This window comes from Metabacillus fastidiosus NBRC 101226 (assembly GCF_001591625.1).
Taxonomy (GTDB): Bacteria; Bacillota; Bacilli; order Bacillales; family Bacillaceae; genus Metabacillus; species Metabacillus fastidiosus.
On the sequence record NZ_BCVG01000043.1, the window covers coordinates 1 to 19745 of the forward strand.

General features: G+C 34.7%; 20 protein-coding genes and 1 riboswitch. Of the genes, 7 read left to right on the forward strand and 13 right to left on the reverse strand.

Translation table 11 applies throughout. The features are described 5' to 3' along the window. Positions 1-544: 544 nt before the first annotated feature. A riboswitch (TPP riboswitch) is annotated at positions 545-645 on the forward strand. Between the two features lie 108 nt (positions 646-753). The 3 genes from thiT to BFA01S_RS11675 all read left to right on the forward strand — a co-directional run bounded on the left by thiT (position 754) and on the right by BFA01S_RS11675 (position 2977). Continuing rightward, entirely contained in the window at positions 754-1332 is a 579-nt protein-coding gene (thiT, locus tag BFA01S_RS11665; RefSeq protein WP_066230272.1) for an energy-coupled thiamine transporter ThiT, read from the forward strand. A 184-nt stretch (positions 1333-1516) separates the two neighbouring features. Then, positions 1517-1705, forward strand: coding sequence for a hypothetical protein (locus BFA01S_RS11670; RefSeq protein WP_066230276.1), 189 nt, complete (start codon positions 1517-1519; stop codon positions 1703-1705). A 369-nt stretch (positions 1706-2074) separates the two neighbouring features. Beyond that, positions 2075-2977, forward strand: coding sequence for a peptidase MA family metallohydrolase (locus BFA01S_RS11675; RefSeq protein WP_156483623.1), 903 nt, complete (start codon positions 2075-2077; stop codon positions 2975-2977). A gap of 93 nt (positions 2978-3070) precedes the next feature. On the opposite strand, the gene BFA01S_RS11680 is transcribed toward BFA01S_RS11675, so the two are convergent. Further along, positions 3071-3847: an enoyl-CoA hydratase-related protein gene (locus tag BFA01S_RS11680; protein WP_066230281.1), complete on the reverse strand. Its 777-nt coding sequence runs from the start codon at positions 3845-3847 to the stop codon at positions 3071-3073. A 223-nt stretch (positions 3848-4070) separates the two neighbouring features. Between BFA01S_RS11680 and BFA01S_RS22425 the strand changes: the two genes are divergently transcribed. Next, positions 4071-4217 carry a hypothetical protein gene (locus tag BFA01S_RS22425; protein WP_156483626.1) on the forward strand — a complete coding sequence of 49 codons (147 nt, stop codon included), beginning with the start codon at positions 4071-4073 and terminating at the stop codon, positions 4215-4217. Between the two features lie 3 nt (positions 4218-4220). Here BFA01S_RS22425 and brnQ read toward each other — a convergent pair whose 3' ends face one another. The 6 genes from brnQ to BFA01S_RS11710 all read right to left on the reverse strand — a co-directional run bounded on the left by brnQ (position 4221) and on the right by BFA01S_RS11710 (position 10931). After that, a complete protein-coding gene (brnQ, locus tag BFA01S_RS11685; RefSeq protein ID WP_066230285.1) occupies positions 4221-5543 on the reverse strand; it encodes a branched-chain amino acid transport system II carrier protein in 1323 nt (440 codons plus the stop codon). A 210-nt stretch (positions 5544-5753) separates the two neighbouring features. Beyond that, entirely contained in the window at positions 5754-8345 is a 2592-nt protein-coding gene (locus tag BFA01S_RS11690) for a polynucleotide kinase-phosphatase (protein WP_066230288.1), read from the reverse strand. 2 nt (positions 8346-8347) lie between these two features. Further along, positions 8348-9700, reverse strand: coding sequence for a 3' terminal RNA ribose 2'-O-methyltransferase Hen1 (locus BFA01S_RS11695; RefSeq protein ID WP_066230291.1), 1353 nt, complete (start codon positions 9698-9700; stop codon positions 8348-8350). A gap of 39 nt (positions 9701-9739) precedes the next feature. Beyond that, positions 9740-10147 carry a GNAT family N-acetyltransferase gene (locus tag BFA01S_RS11700; RefSeq protein ID WP_066230295.1) on the reverse strand — a complete coding sequence of 136 codons (408 nt, stop codon included), beginning with the start codon at positions 10145-10147 and terminating at the stop codon, positions 9740-9742. Between the two features lie 204 nt (positions 10148-10351). Beyond that, positions 10352-10561 carry a hypothetical protein gene (locus BFA01S_RS11705; protein WP_066230299.1) on the reverse strand — a complete coding sequence of 70 codons (210 nt, stop codon included), beginning with the start codon at positions 10559-10561 and terminating at the stop codon, positions 10352-10354. Positions 10562-10652: 91 nt separating this feature from the next. Then, positions 10653-10931, reverse strand: a complete 279-nt coding sequence (locus BFA01S_RS11710; RefSeq protein WP_169800478.1) for a hypothetical protein — start codon at positions 10929-10931, stop codon at positions 10653-10655. Between the two features lie 300 nt (positions 10932-11231). Here BFA01S_RS11710 and BFA01S_RS11715 point away from each other — a divergent pair, with 300 nt between their 5' ends. Further along, positions 11232-11426 carry a hypothetical protein gene (locus BFA01S_RS11715; protein ID WP_066230306.1) on the forward strand — a complete coding sequence of 65 codons (195 nt, stop codon included), beginning with the start codon at positions 11232-11234 and terminating at the stop codon, positions 11424-11426. A 223-nt stretch (positions 11427-11649) separates the two neighbouring features. Here BFA01S_RS11715 and BFA01S_RS11720 read toward each other — a convergent pair whose 3' ends face one another. Then, entirely contained in the window at positions 11650-12486 is an 837-nt protein-coding gene (locus BFA01S_RS11720) for a manganese catalase (protein WP_066230309.1), read from the reverse strand. A gap of 410 nt (positions 12487-12896) precedes the next feature. Here BFA01S_RS11720 and gsiB point away from each other — a divergent pair, with 410 nt between their 5' ends. Both gsiB and BFA01S_RS11730 read left to right on the forward strand, forming a co-directional pair. After that, positions 12897-13283 carry a glucose starvation-inducible protein GsiB gene (gsiB, locus tag BFA01S_RS11725; protein ID WP_066230312.1) on the forward strand — a complete coding sequence of 129 codons (387 nt, stop codon included), beginning with the start codon at positions 12897-12899 and terminating at the stop codon, positions 13281-13283. 419 nt (positions 13284-13702) lie between these two features. Beyond that, positions 13703-14623, forward strand: coding sequence for a TauD/TfdA dioxygenase family protein (locus BFA01S_RS11730; protein ID WP_066230315.1), 921 nt, complete (start codon positions 13703-13705; stop codon positions 14621-14623). A gap of 63 nt (positions 14624-14686) precedes the next feature. Here BFA01S_RS11730 and BFA01S_RS11735 read toward each other — a convergent pair whose 3' ends face one another. From BFA01S_RS11735 to BFA01S_RS11755, 5 genes are read right to left on the reverse strand one after another with little or no spacing between them, the layout of a single operon-like run. Continuing rightward, entirely contained in the window at positions 14687-16054 is a 1368-nt protein-coding gene (locus tag BFA01S_RS11735; protein ID WP_066230318.1) for an LLM class flavin-dependent oxidoreductase, read from the reverse strand. A gap of 22 nt (positions 16055-16076) precedes the next feature. Continuing rightward, positions 16077-16892, reverse strand: a complete 816-nt coding sequence (locus BFA01S_RS11740; RefSeq protein ID WP_066230321.1) for an ABC transporter permease — start codon at positions 16890-16892, stop codon at positions 16077-16079. Continuing rightward, positions 16889-17740, reverse strand: a complete 852-nt coding sequence (locus tag BFA01S_RS11745) for an ABC transporter permease (protein ID WP_066230325.1) — start codon at positions 17738-17740, stop codon at positions 16889-16891. The genes BFA01S_RS11740 and BFA01S_RS11745 overlap by 4 nt, the downstream gene beginning before the upstream one ends. Before the next feature lie 19 nt (positions 17741-17759). Further along, complete coding sequence (locus BFA01S_RS11750) at positions 17760-18767, reverse strand: aliphatic sulfonate ABC transporter substrate-binding protein (RefSeq protein ID WP_066230331.1); 1008 nt, start codon at positions 18765-18767, stop codon at positions 17760-17762. Positions 18768-18794: 27 nt separating this feature from the next. Next, entirely contained in the window at positions 18795-19571 is a 777-nt protein-coding gene (locus BFA01S_RS11755) for an ABC transporter ATP-binding protein (RefSeq protein WP_066230333.1), read from the reverse strand. Between the last annotated feature and the right edge of the window lie 174 nt (positions 19572-19745).

Consider the following 19745-nt stretch of genomic DNA (forward strand, 5'->3'; position numbering starts at 1 on the left):
AAATCAACGTTGGCACGCTTGGTTTTGTTTAGTTTTCAAAGATCAGTACGCTTCAGAAGCGACTTTTTCATATTAACATCCTGTTTTTAAATTGTCAATTATTTTTCAAAAGTTTTTTATTTTCAAAACTTAAATCAAACAGAGTCAATTTGTTGTTAAGATGTTTTGTCAGAAGACTTTTAAAAATATAACATACTAAAAAATATATAACAAGTACTTTTATAATTTTTTTAAAATTAATACTGTATTATTCAAAATAATTTGTTTGATTTTTATTTCATAGTATAAGCATGATCCCTATATCCCATTAAGATAGGAACTTTATAAAGTAAAACTTCTATCAGCTGGGGTTTTCCTCATCCCCACTGATAGTTAGTTGAACCCATCGGACCTTTAGAGGCAGTTGGATCTCCCACTTCACTTCCTCGAATTGCTGGAATTTTGAAAGGAGAGTATTACTGCCCTTTAAAGCTGGGATAAAATTTTATTGTCGGATATTGTCTGAATGATGTATAGTTATTCTTAAAATCTAATACATAAATTATTTAACCACGAGGGGAGCTTATTAAAGCTGAGAGTGAACAATGTTCTAACCCTTTGAACCTGGTAGTTAGTACTTGCGTAGGGATGTGGATGGATTTATTTTCTAAACGTTTATAAAGGCAATGCGTGGAAACCATCTTAATTATCCCCGTATTGCCTTTTTGTATTACTATCAGTTTCTAAAGTTAAATAATAGGAGGAGGAGTATTAATGGAAAGCAGAAAACGTCTATTATTTATAATAGAAGTTGCTATGCTTAGTGCACTAGCTTTTTTATTAGACTTAGTGTCAGGCATCATCGGTAATTTTTGGCCTCAAGGCGGAAATATTTCTTTAGCTATGATCCCTATATTTATCCTTTCATTCCGCTGGGGGTTAAAAGGAGGACTCTTATCAGGATTGCTGCTTGGATTACTCCAAGTAACGATAGGAAAGTCTGTAGTTACTTATCCGCTCCAAGGATTTATTGATTATTTCTTAGCTTTTTCCCTCGTTGGAATGGCTGGGATTTTTGCAAAGCAAGTCAGGGACGGCTTAAATAACAAAAAGAAAAATGCAGTTATCCTTTATATTACTTTAGGAACTTTTATCGGTTGTTTGCTTCGCCTTTCCGCACATGTTTTATCAGGAGTATACTTCTTCGCACATTACGCGCCAAAAAATACACCTGTATGGGCTTTTTCAATTGGTTATAACTCAAGCTATATGATTCCAACATTTATTGTAGGTGCAGTTGTAACTTCTTTAATAGTATTAACTGCTCCAAGATTGGTACTTCGTAAAATATAAATAATAAAGAGGGTGAGTCAGCTAGTATAATAGCTTTTGATCCATCCTCTTTTTCATTCATAATTTTTCCTCAATGTTAAAAATCCTTCTATGACTTTTAAATTTTTAAGACTCTTTATCATAATAACTCGCCTATTTGCATCAAATAGTAGTAGTAGACTATTAAATATACGGAGGATAGCAAATGATAATATCAATATTACTAATGCTGCTCACTCTCTCTCTTTCACTCTTCCATTTCCTATATGGTTATAAAGAAGCTCTTCGAATCAGTGAAGAAAAAGGCCTTATTAAAGGATGGTCTGTCATTATAAGCTTTCCATTGGCTTTCATATTTGCTCATTTTGCTAATCTTTTTTACAGTCAACTTTAAAGTTGAGAGACTTTTATTCATTATTCCTTAATCAATTGTTAACATTCTTTCACTTTCTTTATGAATATTTAACAGGAAAAACCTATGTCTTGAAGAAATTATATTGATTAAGAATACTAACGCCATTATAACAGGGTGGTGAAGCACAACTTGAATAAATACTCTAAACTTTTTTGGAATGTATTTAACTCCCTTTCCCAATTCATAATCTGTTCTGCTCTATTTACTAGTTTATTTTTATTTGCTAATTTCACTTGGAATTTTATTTTAAGTATTTTATTAATTATTCTCTTAATATTTATATTTAGTCTGAGCACTTATAAACTCATTCAAAATAATAAAAAATTTAATTTTTTATTATTTAAGGGAATGACCGGTTCTGTTTTCTTAATTATTACAAGTGCTGCTCTCTCTTTTTTAATTATTATGTTGTTCTCTATCAATATGATTATTATGACAAAGTTCGGAAAGAGTATGACATTTCAAGATAAAATTGAATTATTTTCTGTCCCTTTAGCTGCAGATAACTATCGCTCACCAAATTATGAGAAAATAAAACAGTATAAAGAGACTGAAAAAATATTAAATATGACTGTTTACCATCAAAAGGAAGAAAGTGAACTGCTTCCAATCATAGAAAGTTCTCTCACTGAAGCAAAAAGAATTAATGATAGACTATTTGAAAAGAATGAGGACCGGGAAATTAATTTAATTTTACATAACTCAAAAGAAGATTTAAAAACTTACACATCATTAGTTGACACATTAGGATATTACGATGATACAAATGCAGTGATCGGCATTGCTGTTAAGGATTATAAAAGAATTTTAACAAGATGGGACGCAGCATATGCTTATTTTCACAGCACTATCATGCATGAATATACTCATTACCGTCTCCAAACATATATTAAAGCGAATAATTTATACGTATACCGTATTCCATTATGGTTCCATGAAGGTGTTTCTGAATATGTTGGAATGAAAGGATTAACTTATCCTTATTACAGTTTTGAGCAAGTACCGCTTAAGAAATTAGCAAGTCATGAACAATGGGAAACATATAGAACCGGCGCCTATGATATATATGCACAGAGCTACTTTGCTATTAACTATCTTGTAGAACAGTATGGTGAAGATATTATTCCAAAAATTATCCGGTATACAGCACAAGCAAATGACTTCAATCAAGGATTTAAAAAAGCAACAGGTCTTTCGGTTAATGAACTGGATGCTCTTTATATGGAGAGTAAAAGAAGACCATTAGATTAAAACCTCTATAAAAGCAAAAGTCAGTTCTCTCTAATTTTATACATTATTTAAAAAGTATAATTGAGAGAGCTGACCCCTTATTTTAAAAATACTTTAAAAGTACTTAGGCTTACGTTTCTCATTAAATGATGCGAGCCCCTCCAGCCTGTCAGAATGATTAATCGTTTCTTTATAACAATTCCACTCTTCCTCTAATCCTTGTACTAATCGGTCTTTATTAAAGAAATTGATCGCTTTTTTCGCTAACTCAATAGAATTCCTAGAATTACAACTTATTTCCTTCGCTATTTCCAACGCTTTTTCCTCTGACTGTCCTCTGGAAACAATATATTCAGCGAGGCCGATTTCATATGCTTCACTCCCTGTAAGCTTTGCAGCTGTAAAAATCATTTTCTTCGCTTTTCCAGCACCGATAAGTTCAGTAAGTCTTTGTGTACCACCAGCTCCGGGTATGATCCCCCATGATACTTCTGGTAAACCAATGAGAGCATTTTCTTCTATGATACGTATATCACAGGCCAGGGCCAGTTCACATCCTCCACCTAAAGCTAAACCTTTTATCGCTGCAATTGTAGGCATTGGTAATTCCTCTATATCAGCTAATACTCTTCTTAATAAACTAACAAATTCAATAATTTCAGTCTCATCCATTTCCAATCTTTCTTTCAAATCAGCTCCTGAACAAAATGCTTTGCTCTCCCCACCAGTGAAAATAACAGAGTGAAGGCCATCACGTTTTTTTAATTTTGCAAGTGCAGAAGCTAAATCAGCAACGAGAAATTTGCTTAGAGCATTTGCACGTCCCGGATTATTTAATTTAATCATTGCAAGTCCATTTTTTATTTCAACAGTCACACCTGTATAAGACATAAAATCGCCTCACTTTATATGATCAGTTACTACTATTCATATAAAGGAAGAGTAAATTTAGAACAGGCTTAATGGGAAGAATTTAAATTTCATTAAAAAGCTGACTCCCTTCATTATGTCTCCTTAACATCTTCAAATATAAAAAAACAAGCGTTTAAATAAACACTTGTCTGTCAATCATGTTGAATAGTGATTCCCCTATATCCTAAGGAGGTTATACAAGATGAGAAATAAAAATTTAATGGGTTCTGTGTATTTTATTCCAAACGCTCTTTCAAGAATTCAAAAGCAACCACCGACTGTAAATAAAGACAGCATTTCAGCTGATTTCAATTTATCAGACGCTTTTTTAAATGCTTATCGAAAATAGTTATTATTGTTTTGTATGTCCAACAGTAATCAAAGCGATGAAATACCCTACTACAGCACCTGCAATGGCTGGTGTAATCCAGCCAATTCCTTCTGCAAACAACGGTAAGAAACTTAATGTATCGACTAATGTCGAAACATTTAATTTAGCTTCTTTTAATCCATCAACAAGACTAATGAGGCCTGTTGGAATTAATGCTCCTATATAAACTAAGGAGTATCCATTAAACACTTTGTGAAAAAATGATAACAATATTAACACAATCGCTAATGGATAAAGAAAAATTAATACTGGCACAGAAAATGCAATAAGCTGGGTTAAACCGACATTCGCAATAACTGTACTAAAAGCAGAAAAAATAATAACGACCATTTTATACGAGAAAGCTGGAATCAGCTGCGAAAAATATTTTGCACATGATGAGACTAGGCCCACAGAAGTTGTTAAACAGGCAAAAAAGATAGTTAAGGCAAGAATAATAGACCCAAATGGTCCAAATAAATGCTTAGCTGCGCCTGAAAGAATCGCTCCTCCGTTCTCCTGTATACCAATGGCCCCTGGACTAGTAGCACCAATAAAGGCAAGTGCAATATATACAATAGCAAGTCCTGCAGCGGCGATAATACCAGCTTGAATACAAATCTTTGTTACCATTTTTTCATTTGTAATATTAAGCTCTTTGATTGAACTAATAACAATAATCCCAAATACAAGAGCAGCAAGTGTATCCATTGTTAAATATCCATCAACAAAACCTTTAAAAAAAGGGCCATCTTTATACACAACAGCAGGAGATTGTGGTTTTCCTAAAGGTGTCAGCAGACTTTTAACGACTAGCACACTTAAAATAATTAATAAAGCCGGTGTTAAAATCTTTCCAATTCGATCTACTAATTTAGATGGATTCATTGCCAGCCATGCAGTTACTGCAAAGAAAACAATAGCAAAGATGACTAATGGCAATTGGCTTTGAGACGCTGATTCCGATAAAAAAGGAAGAACACCAATTTCATAAGAAACAGTGCCTGTACGAGGAATCGCAAAAAATGGTCCAATGACTAAATAAAGAGCTACTGTAAATATAACTCCATAAACCGGATGAACCCGGCTTGCCATTGTTTGCACATCACCTGTTTTAGCAACAGCTAAAACTCCTAGAAGCGGTAAACCAATTCCGGTTATTAAAAAACCGATAATGGCAGTTACAGTATTTGTTCCTGCATCTTGTCCAAGTAATGGCGGGAAAATCATATTCCCTGCACCAAAGAAGAGAGCAAATAACATAAGACCGACAGCCATTATTTGCTTCATAGATAATGAATTCATTTTTGATCCTCCTGAAACGATACTTCAAAAAAGATTAACTTCATAAAGTTCATCCATACATACCATTTATTTTTATATCAATTTATTCGGTATTTGTCCCTATTAAATATACTATAATAATATTCATTTCTGCTACTTCCCTCATACAATTAAGAAAGAAAGTATCTGATAAATCTCTAATAAGCTGATTTCAGGAGGATATTTCATCTATCATAATCTTGGATCTACACGGTCACATTCCATTGCTAGCGTAGCGAGAACACATTCATGAACTCTCTCAATTGATTCTCCATTCACAAAACGCTGGATCCCTTCAACACCTAATGCAAATTCTCTTAACGCCATTTTTTGTTTTTTATTTGTATTCCGTTTTTTTAATCTATTTAAATTTTCAGGAATTAAGTAATCCATTCCATAAATAATATTTAAATATTTACGCCCTCTCACCTTAATGGCAGGTTGGAGAAGCTTCCCTTTATTTTTAGCGACAAAGGTCTCAGGTTTAATGACAATTCCCTCATGTCCCGCGCTTGTCATTTCCTCCCACCATTTGATTACTTCTTCTTCACTCGCCTCATCAGAAATCACTTTATAATCGGTCTCAACAAACAGAGGAGAGCACTTTGAAAATTCTCTATTTTTCTCCATATGCCATATATGCGAACGATCAAAAAATGCCATATTGCTATGAGCTAATAAATGAAAAGGCGCAATTTGTATATCATTTGTACTTTCAATTTCCCAGCAATATTTCTGAAAGACATCTTTGAAGACCTTGGCATTTTCCAGTTTATGCTCATACTCCGTGAGCCAATTCTTTAATTCTTCATTCTTCTTAACTGCTCTTTCCATCTTTTCTTTTAATTTCATCCGGTCTAAAAGCGCATTTTCAGCAACATGGGCATATTGATTACGAATTAGCTCTTTCGCTTTCAAATTCCAAGGCATAATTTCCGCATCAAGCAATAAATATTCTGTATTGTATTTCTCAAAATAATTACTTGCATGCAAATCTTTATTAATCTCTTTCACTAGTTTTTCTTCCGTGGAGATATTAAAAAACCGTCTCCCAGTCCTCGTATAAATAACACCTAAAGTTTCTATTCCGGTATATTTCTTTGCCACTGTCTTATCTTTAAATAAAAATAGGATTGCCCGGCTTCCCATATGTTTCTTTTCAGCAACCATTGTCTCTATTCCGTTGCTTCGATAATATTCAATCACTTCTCTCGGATGTTCGAGATAATGATCTAATGCAGAAGTTACTGGAGCTGGACTCATCGTTGGTGGAATATAAATTAACTGATCAAGCGGAATCGTAAAATGTGAAACCGTATCAACTGCCGGTTTTACAAAATCCTGATGGATATTTATTTCACCCAGTTGTTCTGTTAATACCGAATAGCCGTTTATAAATTTACCGATATTAGGTGGATTTAAACGGTTTCTCTCCCACTCCTGTAAAGGATTATCGTCGACCCCTGAATAATTCTCTTTCGCTTTAACAGAAATAAATTCTTTTTCAGGATAACGAAAAGCAGTCAGCTGCCCACCAAAAACAGCACCTTGATCAATATTAATTGTATTATTAATTACTAGAGGCTGCGGTTTCGGATCATGTCCCCATACGATAAGCGCACTCGTTTTATGATTAATAAACCAGTCTTTCCTTATTGGCTTGCCCCGTTCATCAATCCCATCAGTATCACCATATCTGCAAAAATCACTAATTCTGCGTGATTGTTTCCCAATATATTTATCCTTTATTCCCGCATGGGCACAAACTAATAAGGGAACACCATTTTTCTTAAATACATAATGAGACGGAGCTTTTACAAGGAATTCTTTTAATTTCCTCTTTACTTCTGCTGTTTTCTCCGCACCGAATTTTTCTTCATATTGTTTAAATTCTTCAGCTACTTTTTCATCTCCATGGCCTAGCGTTACATTTTTTCCATCAAGCCATCTGGCGATTTTCCACCCATGGTTACTGTCAATCATATAAGTAAGATTATGTTCAAAATGTTTTAAGAAAAACTGCATTGTTTTAAGAGATTTCGGTCCTCGACTCATTACATCACCGAGTGAAACAAATATTCTTCCTTCTGGATGAATATAAAGACCGGCTTCATTTTTTATATAGCCCAGCTTTTCTAAAAGAATAATCATTTCATCATAGCAGCCATGAATATCACCAATAATATCGATACCATCGTTAATATCAATTTCAATCTGATTGCTGCGTCTAATAAACTCGACACTTTCTTTCTCACCGATCACATATGCTGCAGTGTAGCCTTCCTTTTTTATATAACGAATTTCTCTTTTAAAAAGCTGATATTGCTGTTTAATTCTCCGCTTTCCTCGCGGGTTATCCCTCTGTTCATCTCTTTCCAGCAATGTTTCCTGAGAAATATTTAAAATAACCGTTATAATTGGAACATGATGCTTTCTTGCTATAGAAATATATTTTTTCCTCTCTTCTTCTTTAAGATGCGTTGCATCAACAAACGTAAGTTTATTTAGCTTGCATCTCGCTTCAATCATAGAGTCCATCATTGTAAATGCTTCATTAGAAATACTTTCATACTGATCATATAAGCTGTCCACTTCATCTTTCGGTCTCTCACGCCAATCAATAAAATCGACATTACTTACTAAAATACGGAATTCATCAGAACTTACAATTTCCGATCGCAGAATCTGTCCTTTTTCAACTAAATTACTCAACATCGTTGTTTTACCGCTATTCGATGGTCCAACGAGTAATACAATACCCGAATGAGGTAAAATGATTTCCATCATTAATCCTCCTTTCTTATAAACATACATATTTGAGTTGGAAAACCATAAATTTTATCTTTTTCTCCAATTCCATCAAATATTAATTCATATGGATATTCACTAGCTCTTTCCAAACACCACTCTTGAAATTGCTCTCTTGTCCATTCAAAACGATGGTCTTCATGACGGAAGTGCTCGTCCATATTATATAATTCGTTATATTCCTTATTTGGAGTTGTAATAATTAATAATTTTGGCTCATATTCACGAAAGATTGTCTCCATTATTTTCGGCAGACGGTACTCATCAATGTGTTCGATAACCTCACATAAAATCATAATATCTTTATTTTTCAATCTTTCATCATAATAAAATAAAGATCCCCATATTGGCGTCGGTGTAATAAATCGCTCTTGATTTTCCACCTTATTAAAACGTTCTACCGCTCGTATTGTCGCTGTTTCAGAAGGTTCAACAGCCAGTATTTCCTTTACTCCGTCAACAAATCCTAATCGAAGGGAGAGCTTTCCTTCACCTGAACCAAAATCAACAATTTTCTCCTTATTCTTTTGTCCTTGTACCATATTAATAATCTTTTCATAACGGAGATCGTTTAAACGAACTTTTGTCTCTTCTTGTTTAAATTCTTTCTTATTCTTTTTGTCATGTTCTATAAATTTATATAATTCCTTAAAACGGAGAGACTGTCGCATGATAAAATCTTTTTGTGGATGCTTTTCCAGCCAGCCTTCTCCGTATCTTTCTAATTTCTCTACTTCTTTTTCATCAATAAAATAATGCTTATAATTATCTAATACTGGAATTAATATAAAGATCTGTCTCAAAGCATTTTGCAATGTATTTTTACCCTTTAAAGCAATATATTTCGCACTGCTTTTTGATTTCAAATGAAATGAATAATCAGTTTCTCCGTAAGTAATATTTATTTCATAACCTAATGGTTCAAAAAGATCTTTAATCTGGTCATCAGATAAATTTGTAACTACCGGTCCAAAACTAAATTCAAACGAAAAAGAATGATCCACCCATTTCAAAAACTCCTCTTTAGGCTGTCCATTTAAGGCTGTACCAAGCGCAGATCTGATCAAAGAACAAAAAATACTGCTGACAGCGAATTCCCTGTCATTAATATAATGAGTAATATCATACATATTTGCATTATTTTTAATTAACTCTAGAGGATCTGGTGTAACAAAAATAGTCACTTCCAACTCTGTATCTGTGAACGTGCTATAGAAAAGACGAACTAAATGTCCTTTATGATTTCTTTCATAAATATTATTCGGATTTTTCGCAAGTAAATAAGAGATTGCTTGGACATTTTCATCAATAGCTTTAATCGTTAACTGCATATAGGCACTCCTTTCCCTGTCATAATGAATAATTGTATATTAACCTACATACTCTTCCATTATAATGTAGGAAATTCCCCCTTTCTCAAACGTATGCTCAGATTCTTTCAATCCAAACTTTTTATAAAAACCGGTCTTATCCTTCCTCGCATTGCACCAAATCTTTTTCACACCTCTATCTTTCATTTCCTTAAGCGCATAATCCAGCAGCTTGCTTCCATATCCTTTTCCCTGCTCCTTTTGAATAGTCGCAAACTTTCTAAATTGACATTCTTCATTATCAATAAAAAGCGAAATGATAGAAATAAGTATATTTTCTTTAAATAATCCAAGATGAATGCCAGAATCGTCATCTTTTATTTTGATATATTCTAAATCTTTATGTGGCCACATTACTTCATGTCTCAGTTTCCATGCTTCTTCTTTAGTTATTCTTTTAATCTCCATTTTAATCTCCCTACTAGCAGTGTAATATTTTATCAGAGCCATAACGGGTAGTAAGGCTCCCGCTTCAAACTTCTAAAATGTAAAGAAGTGAAGCGGGAGCTCAACTGTCCATAAAGGTCCGAATAATAGAATCCATACTATATATGTGTAAATCGCATCATCCGGGATAAGCCCCCCTTACCGATGGAAGTTTCACTTTATAATCTACAAACTGATCTCTAACGTTCTATGTAATCTATTACCAGACATACTAATAACAGCTTCCCCAATCTTCGTACCGGTCTTTTCCTTTAAATCATCACTATACGAGGTTAATAAATTGGAATACACCCATTTCCCCGCTGCCTCTGGTTCTAAGCCGTCATAGGGAATTCTAGCTAATTGAACAAAATAAGTACCGGCTACTTGATTCACTAAATTCTCTACTTCTTTCTGATTTCCATAATTTTTATAACGGCTGGCATCAATATCTGCTTTTACAACGAGTGCCTTCTCACTTACTCTTTCATAAATGTATCTCCACTTGTACGACTATATTAGAATCGTGAAGAGACTTCTCTCCTCTATAAATATCGTATTTTTCTTTTTTAGAAACCGGCAAAATATAAAAGCCATTCTTTGAAAGATAGTCCACCAAATATTCCGGACTTAAAACCGGGGCTTTTTCCTCGTTTCTTTCAAATGCTATTCCTAATCGTTCACTATTTATATTGAGACCGATAAAAACAGCCGATGCTATAACAATCATAAGAACAACAGGGTTCAGTTTCATTTTCTCCTCCATTTTTATAATAAAAATACCATCAACTTTTCATTATTATATATCACTTCCATTTAATAAAGAAGGTTTTACCATTTCTGTTAAAATCAACTCATTCCCTTAATGAGATAAAATCCATGCTTTATTCAATTTGGTATGAAAAACAGTGAATTTTTAAGAATTATTAAGAAAATTGATGATGACAACGGCTTTCATTTCACTTGTTTTCGTTTTCATGACCGAATGGCGACTTTGTCAAAATACGTCGAATGTTTAATAATAAAGGTACATTCCATACAAAAAAACAAAAAGGAGAAAGATAAAATGGCTAGAACTTTAAATGCAAATACAGTAGCAGAAAACCTCTTAATTCCAACAGATTTTTTCATCCCGGAAGCTTTTGTAAATATATACAATAAAGTGAAAACTGGTGGAAAAAAGCAGCCTCGTAAAGTAACTAATCCTCCAAGCTTTAATATCTCAGACGCTTTCATGAAAGCATACGATTATACAGAATAAAAGACTATCCCTTTAAAATAAGGATAGTCTTTTTTATTTTCAATAATTTATTATAGTAAACTTGCCTAAAATTACAGATTTTCATAAGGCTTTTCAAATAGAAACGAATAAAACAGATGATCATGTAAACTTTAATATTACATATACTTTTTTAAAATCTTACAAAAATTTCAGCTAACTGTTCAGGAGCTTTTTTTAAAACGTTCAATTCGTTTTTCTATCTTTATTCTTCACCAAGGGAAACAGATGGCAATGTATTATGTGTTTTTAAAGGTGCCGGTTTTAAAACAGGTATCCCTGCCTCTGGCATTGGCTGCTTTATATATCTATATTTTCCTTCTCCATCTAAAGAAGGTCCACTTGCCCAGCGGCCTGTCTTGCTCGCTTCTCCTTCAGAAAAGTTATAGAAATCATAAGCAATATCCATACGTTCTTTTTCTCTAGGGAATGTACTTGGTACAAGTAATCCTTCTTTTTCTTCTAATTCGGCAATAGCTGCTGCCCATTGGTTTTGATGATAAGCATCTCTTGCAATTAATACAGAAAGAAGGTCTTTCACACCTCGATCATCCGTCATTTCAAAAAGCCTTACAGCCTGTAACCTTCCTTGAGATTCTGCATTTAAATTCGCACGGAAATCTGCTAGTAAATTACCACTTGAAATAATATAACTTCCCATCCAAGGATTCCCAACACTATCAGAAGGTCTTGCCCCTAATCCTGATACAATCGCATGCTGAGGATTCATTCCTGACATAATTGCTCCAATAGCAGGGTCCTTTACTGCTGCTTCCTGTTCCTCAATTGGACAATCATCTAATAGTCTCGCAACCATAGTTGCTAGCATTTCAATATGTCCAATCTCTTCAGTACCAATATCCAGAAGTAAATCTTTATATTTATCATTTCCTCTAACACTCCAGCCCTGGAAAAGATATTGCATCGCTACACTCATTTCACCGTATTGACCACCTATTAGTTCCTGTAATTTCTTTGCCATTAAAGCATCTGGACGATCTGGTTTTGCTTCAAATTGTAATTCTTTCACATGATAAAACATTTTTAATTCTCCTCCTTAGAAATACTGATATAGACATGTAATACCCATAAACTATTCCATAAAACAAAGCACAGGATAAAAAAATCCTCCGCTAGAGAAGTTTCATCTATATAATTTTCATATTCTTAAAATAAAAATATCTTTTATACTATAAAATTCATTTAAAGCACTAGATGTTTTTCAAAAAGTATATGAAATTCTTTTTTCTCTTCTTAAATCCCATTATTATTACATTTCAATAAGGAAGAATAATAAGGTAATATCCCTTCATTATTAACAAAAAGCAATATTACAATTTGTTTACAAAAGGAAAAATTCTCAAATAAAGGTTTCTAATAGATTTATAAAGGCAATATATAAGACTGTAAGCAGCAACATAATTTAAAACTTTCTAAAAGGAGCGATGAATTATGGCAAACAGAGATAAAATGTCTAGAGAAGAAGCAGGACGTAAAGGTGGAGAAGCTACTTCCAAAAAGCATGACAAGGATTTCTATCAAGAAATCGGCAAAAAAGGCGGAGAAACTACCGCTGAAAATCATGATAAGGAATTCTACCAGGAAATCGGCAAAAAAGGTGGGGAAGCTACCGCTGAAAACCATGACAAGGATTTCTATCAGGAGATCGGCAAAAAAGGCGGAGAAGCTACCGCTGAAAATCATGATAAGGAATTCTATCAAGAGATCGGAAGAAAAGGCGGGGAAGCTACTTCCGAAAATCATGATAGAGAATTCTATGAAGAGATTGGCGAAAAAGGCGGAAAATCCCGCAGTAAAAATAATGATGATGATAAATAATTAATAGAATAACTTTAAAGTATACTCCCCTAAAAACACTTCTTTCGACTATCAAAAGAAGTGTTTTTGATATGACATTTTTCTAAATTTTATTAACCATCTTGCTGAATAGCCAATACAGGTCTTTCTATCGTACTATTTAAGATAAAATAAGTTAGTACGACTTGTTAACTATCATTCTTTTAAATAGTAGAGGATATATTTTAAAATTACCAATTGTAAAATAATCTGAATATTCAATTTATAGTTGACATCCCTTTCAAGAGGGTTTAATATATGACTAAACCGATATGTTTAGTTTATTACATAGCTAACCAGTCATCTGGAGGCCCGAGTACTTATACTCTGGCCTCCTTTTTATTTTATCGGTTGAAATAATATGCCTGCAAAAGATAGGCTAAAACAGGGAGGAAACATAAATGAGTGAAGTGAAACAAGTTGAGACTAAAGCAGATATTGTTATTAAAAAGTTAGCTGGACGTATTGGAGCAGAGATATCTGGTATTAAATTAACTGCAAACTTAGATGAATCAACCGTTCAATCTATTCGTGATGCTATTTTAAAATACAAAGTAGTTTTCTTTCGCAATCAGCAGCATCTGGACGATAAAGAACAAGAAGCTTTTGCAAAGCTGCTTGGTAAACCTGTTGCCCACCCAACTGTTCCCATAAAAGATGGCTCAAACTATTTATTAGAACTTGATTCCAATCATGGCGGCCGTGCCAACTCATGGCATACAGATGTTACTTTCGTTGATGCCTATCCGCAAGCTTCCATTTTACGGGCTGTTGTCATACCTGAAGCAGGCGGTGATACAGTTTGGGCAAATACTGCTGCCGCTTATAACAGCCTCCCTGAAGAATTACGAAATCTTGCTGACAAACTATGGGCTGTTCATACAAATGATTTTGACTATGCAAAAAAACGTGATAATGTCTCTACTGAACAAGAAGCCGAGTCTCGTAAAGTATTTACATCGACTGTGTACGAAACAGAACACCCTGTCGTTCACGTACATCCTGAAACAGGAGAACGCAATCTTCTGCTTGGTCATTTTGTAAAACAGTTTGTTGGTCTTTCTTCTTTTGATTCAACTCATTTATTCTCTGTATTGCAAAACTATGTTACACAATTGGAAAATACCGTTCGTTGGCATTGGAACGCTGGTGATGTCGCTATTTGGGATAACCGAGCAACACAACATTATGCAATAAATGACTATGGTGATGCACATAGAGTAGTTAGAAGAATTACAATTGACGGAGATGTACCTGTAAGCGTTGATGGACGTCGCAGTGTTACAAGAACAAAAGTAAAATCTTTCTCTGAAGAAGAATAATATATTAAAAAGAGCTTACATTCATTTACTTTGAATGTAAGCTCTCTTCCATATGAATCCACTTTAAAAATGAGTTATTTTTCCGAGATGTTCATTTCTAAGGAAATGCCCATTGGCTGGTCTTTCAAGTCCAAGATGTTCTCTTAATGTAATACCTTCATATTCCTTTCTAAACAGTCCTCGTTTTTGTAATAATGGAATAACATGATCAACGAATTCCTCTAATCCTGCCGGCAGGATCGGCGGCATAATATTAAAGCCGTCACATGCATATTCATTAAACCACTGCTCCATGAAATCAACGAGCTGTTCATATGTACCGACAAACTGTAGATGTCCCCGAGCACCAAGTATTTTCCTGCCTAATTCTAAAATAGACAATTTCTCTTTATATGCCATATCCATAAATAATTTTACTCGGCTTTTCATTCCATTTGAAGCTGCAACTGGATCTGGAATATTTTCAGGAAGAGGTCCATCAATTGGATACTTTGATAAATCATAATTGAGAAAGCCGGAAATAACGGCTACTGCTACTTCTGGAAGAATCAACTCTTGTAATTCTTTATGTTTTCGCCAAGCCTCTTCTTCTGTAGCAGCAATAACTGGGGATAACCCCGGCATAATTTTTAAGCTATTAGTATTTCTTCCATATTGATTGAGCTTTGATTTAACATTTTCATAAAAAGCTTTAGCTTCCAGTAATGACTGCTGTGCTGTAAAAATTACTTCTCCGTATTGTGCTGCAAAATTTTGTCCAGCTTCTGAAGAGCCAGCTTGAATAAGAACAGGATAACCTTGAGGCGGACGCGGTACATTTAAAGGTCCCTTTGTTGAATGCCACTTCCCTTTATAATCGACTTGCTTTACCTTCGATGGATCAGCAAATCTTCCTGCTTCGCGATCTAAAATAAGTGCATCATCCTCCCAGCTATCCCATAGACGAGTTACCACTTCAACAAATTCCCTCGCCATTTCATAACGAAGACTATGTTCCGGATGCCCTTTCTTCCCATAGTTATATGCTTCAATATCAAGCTGGGATGTTACGATATTCCATCCTGCCCTGCCGCTGCTTATCATATCTAATGAGGCAAACTTTCTAGCAACATCGTAAGGAACATTATAGGTAGTCGATACAGTAGCTGTCAGCCCAAGTTTTTCTGTTACAGTTGAAAGGGCTGACAATAAAGTAAGTGGATCTAACATACCAGATGCCGACTTTTCTACTTGCTGTGTATGTACATATAGCAAGTCAGCTAAAAACATCATATCAAATTTTCCACGTTCCGCTGTTAACGCCAATTGTTTATAAAAATTAATATCGAACATCTTTTCAACAGCGGAGCCGGGATGACGCCAGCCTGCATGATGATGTCCGCTATAATAAATAAATGCTCCTAGATGAAGCTCTTCATTTCTTTTACCCATATTCCTACTTCCTTTCTATCATTCATCCTTTAAACGTATCTCTCCATCTAAGTACCTTTGATTCAATGACTCTTACAATAAAATCAGAACTGGAGCCGACAATAGCAAAAATAATAATTCCTACTAACACAATATCTGTGTGGGAATAGCTTCTTGCATCTTGTATCATGTAGCCAATTCCTGCACTTGTTCCCATCATTTCAGCTACAACGAGGACAAGCCATGATACTCCAAGAGATAGTTTTAATCCTAAAAGAATATTCGGCAGTGCTGCTGGAACGATAAGCTTTGTTAGCTGCTCAAATTTCGTATATTGAAAAACTCTTGATACTTCATACAATTTTAAATCTGTATTACGAATCCCTAAATAAGTATTAACATAGACTGGAAAAAACGCTCCAAGTGAAATCATTAATACTTTTGAAAATTCACCAACACCAAACCAAAGAATAAACAACGGAATAAGCGCAAGTAATGGGATAGTTCTAAGCATCTGTAATGATGGATCCAATGTTTTTTCCACTATCTTTGATAGACCTGCTGAAAGACCAAGCAGCAATCCGGCTGCACTTCCAAAAATAAACCCTGATCCTGCACGAAGCATACTAATTTGTAAATGTTCAAATAATTCTCCACTGGCTGAAAGTTTCACAAACTGTGCAGCAATTGCAAGCGGTGTAGGCAAAAGATTTTCAGCGATCAAATGAAGTTCACCAGCAACTTGCCAAATAATAAGTAGTAAAATAGGGATAACCCACCCATGAAGCGGCTTTGGTATATAATCTAACCAGTCTTTTTTAATGGAGCGAGTTGTATTCAATGAATTTTTTGCTTTCATATCCGCTCATCTCCTTTATATACATCCTGCCAGCTCAATGTCTTTCTCTCAACGAATTTCACGAAGGAATCCGACAGCTTACCAAGGATTGCGAACGTTATAATTCCTACAAAAACTAATGTGGTAATTCCAAACGAACGGCCGTCATTAAGCAAATAACCTATACCTGAACTTGATGCCATCAGTTCTGCCACAACAAGACCGAGCCAGGCAACACCTATGGAAAGTCTTGTACCTAATAAAATATTAGGTAGTGCTGCTGGTAAAATCAGCTTTGTAATTGTTTGCCAACGACTATACTCTAGTACTCTTGCAACATCAAAAAATTTACTATCTACTGAACGAATTCCTAGAAATGTATTAACATAGAGCGGGAAAAACGCTCCTTTTGCTATTAGTAAAATTTTAGATGTTTCTCCAAAACCAAACCATAAGATAAAAAGCGGAGCGATAGCCAAATGCGGCAATGTTCTAAGCATTTGCAGGGATGGATCTAAAAGGCGTTCTGTTTTATAAGAAAACCCTACCCAAATACCTGCTGCAAGTCCTAAAGTACCGCCTAATATAAACCCGAGTAAAGCTCTCCAGGCTGATATGCTTAAGTGTTTTATTAATTCCCCTGAATATGTTAATGAAGCAAATTCCTGCAAAATAGCACTTGGGGCCGGTACTAATACTGGATTGAGAGCACCGATCCGGCCAAGTACTTCCCATATAAGGAGAAGTACCACCGGCAAGAGCATACCAAGTAGAATATTTGTTATTTTTATAAAACGTTTATTCTTTATAGCCTGCTGTTTTCTTATATCTCTTTGATGAATTACTTTATTTGTTTCTGCTTGAAGCATCTCTCTCCCCACTTTCTATTTATTTTGATGCTTCGTTTATATATTGATTATCAAATACTTGTTTTACATCAACTTTGTTGCGAATAGTTTTAATAGAATATTGAAAATCCGCCGTTTTCTGCTGTTCAGCAATAATTTCATCGCTCACTGGAATACTAATCATTTTTGAACGATCAAGTGTTCCTTTTATAACTTCTACTGGCACCTTATTAGCTGCGGCATAATGCTCCAATGCTTCATCATAATTTTCTTCTTCCCATGCGAGAGCTTTTTTCACTACTTTTAAATAAAGTGTCACTAACTCAGGATAATTGTCTGCAAATTCTTCACGAACAATTGTAAACGAAGGCGATAATACACCAAGAGCTTCTCCGTCTGTAAGTACTTTTGCTTTATCTGTTAATGTATTAATCGTAATGTAAGGATCCCATGTAGCCCATGCATCGACACCGCCTGAATCAAATGCCGATTGTGCTTCATCTGGCTGAAGTTCAATAATTTCTATTTCGGAAGCTTTTATTTTTGCTTCTTCCAGACCACGGTATAAAAAGTTAAAAGCATTGCTTCCTTTTACAACAGCTACTTTTTTCCCTTTTAAATCTTCAAGACTTTTTAACGTACTGTCCTTTTTCGTTATAATTGCAACATTGTTTTTTCCTTCAAGCGTTTGTGCAATAACTTTAAATTTAATATTAGCAGCTTGTGCAGCAATGATCGGCATATTTCCTAATCCCGCAAAATCAAGCCGATTTGATGCCATTGCTTCTGTCATCGGCGGACCGCTTTGGAATTCAATCCACTCCACTTTAACTCCAAGTTTTTCAAACTCTTCTTCAAACCATTTTTCTTCACGTGCTTTTCCAAACAAGCCTCCGCTGCCCTGAACTCCAAGTTTTACCGTGAGTCCGTCATAACTAGTTTTTTCGCTTCCTTCTTTATTTGTTTCTTTAGCAGTTGAATTACTGCATCCAGCAACAATGATTACTAGTACTAAAACAAGAGATAATAAATAGCTTATTTTTTTCATTTTTTCTCCTCTGCTTTCAATAAAATGTTAAATACCTGCACCAGTAGTAAATCCCTGTTCTTCCACTTTTTCAAATTCATTTAACACCTTTCTTCTCACTTCCTGGAATAATTGTGAGGATCGTTTTCTTGGGAAAGGAAGGTCAATCGGCAAGACGGATTGTATATGTCCAGGTCTTGGATTCATAATCACTACTTTTTCTCCCAGAAAGACTGCTTCATCAATATCATGTGTAACAAAAAGCATTGTCGTCTTATTCTGTTGCCAAATATCAAGTAATACTTCCTGCATATGCGAACGAGTAAATGCATCGAGTGCTCCAAATGGCTCATCGAGCAGCAATACTTGTGGATTACGTAAAAGAGCTCTGGCAATTGCTACCCTCTGTGCCATCCCTCCTGAAAGCTCACGTGGATAAGATTTCTCAAACCCATTTAATCGTACAAGCTCAATTAATTCATCCACTCTTTTTCTAACTTCAGGTTTTTTAAGCGACCAGTTCCCTGCTATGTTCTTTTCAACTGTCAGCCAAGGAAATAAACGCGGCTCTTGAAAAATAAATCCTTTTTCTATACTCGGCCCAGCAATAGGCTTTTCATTAAGGAGAACATTTCCGTCATAGGTTGTATCCAGTCCGGCAATAATTTTAAGCAAAGTACTTTTTCCGCAGCCGCTCGGACCAATAATTGTAATAAATTCAGCTTTATTCACTTCCAAGTCGATATTTTTTAAAGCAACAACATTACCTTTCGGAGATGAGAAAACTTTATTTAAATTTTCCACAACAAGTGTTTGTGAACTCATCAAAATTCCTCCTGTACATTTAATTTTTCTTATCTGTTTACTAGGATTTAAAAATAAAAAAAACTAGAGAACTAACACTATAAAGAACCTGAGGTAAGTTTCTTTACAGTGTTAAATCTCCAGTTGTCTGGTAGATTAGCATATTAATAATTTAAACTTCTCACAAAGCGAATA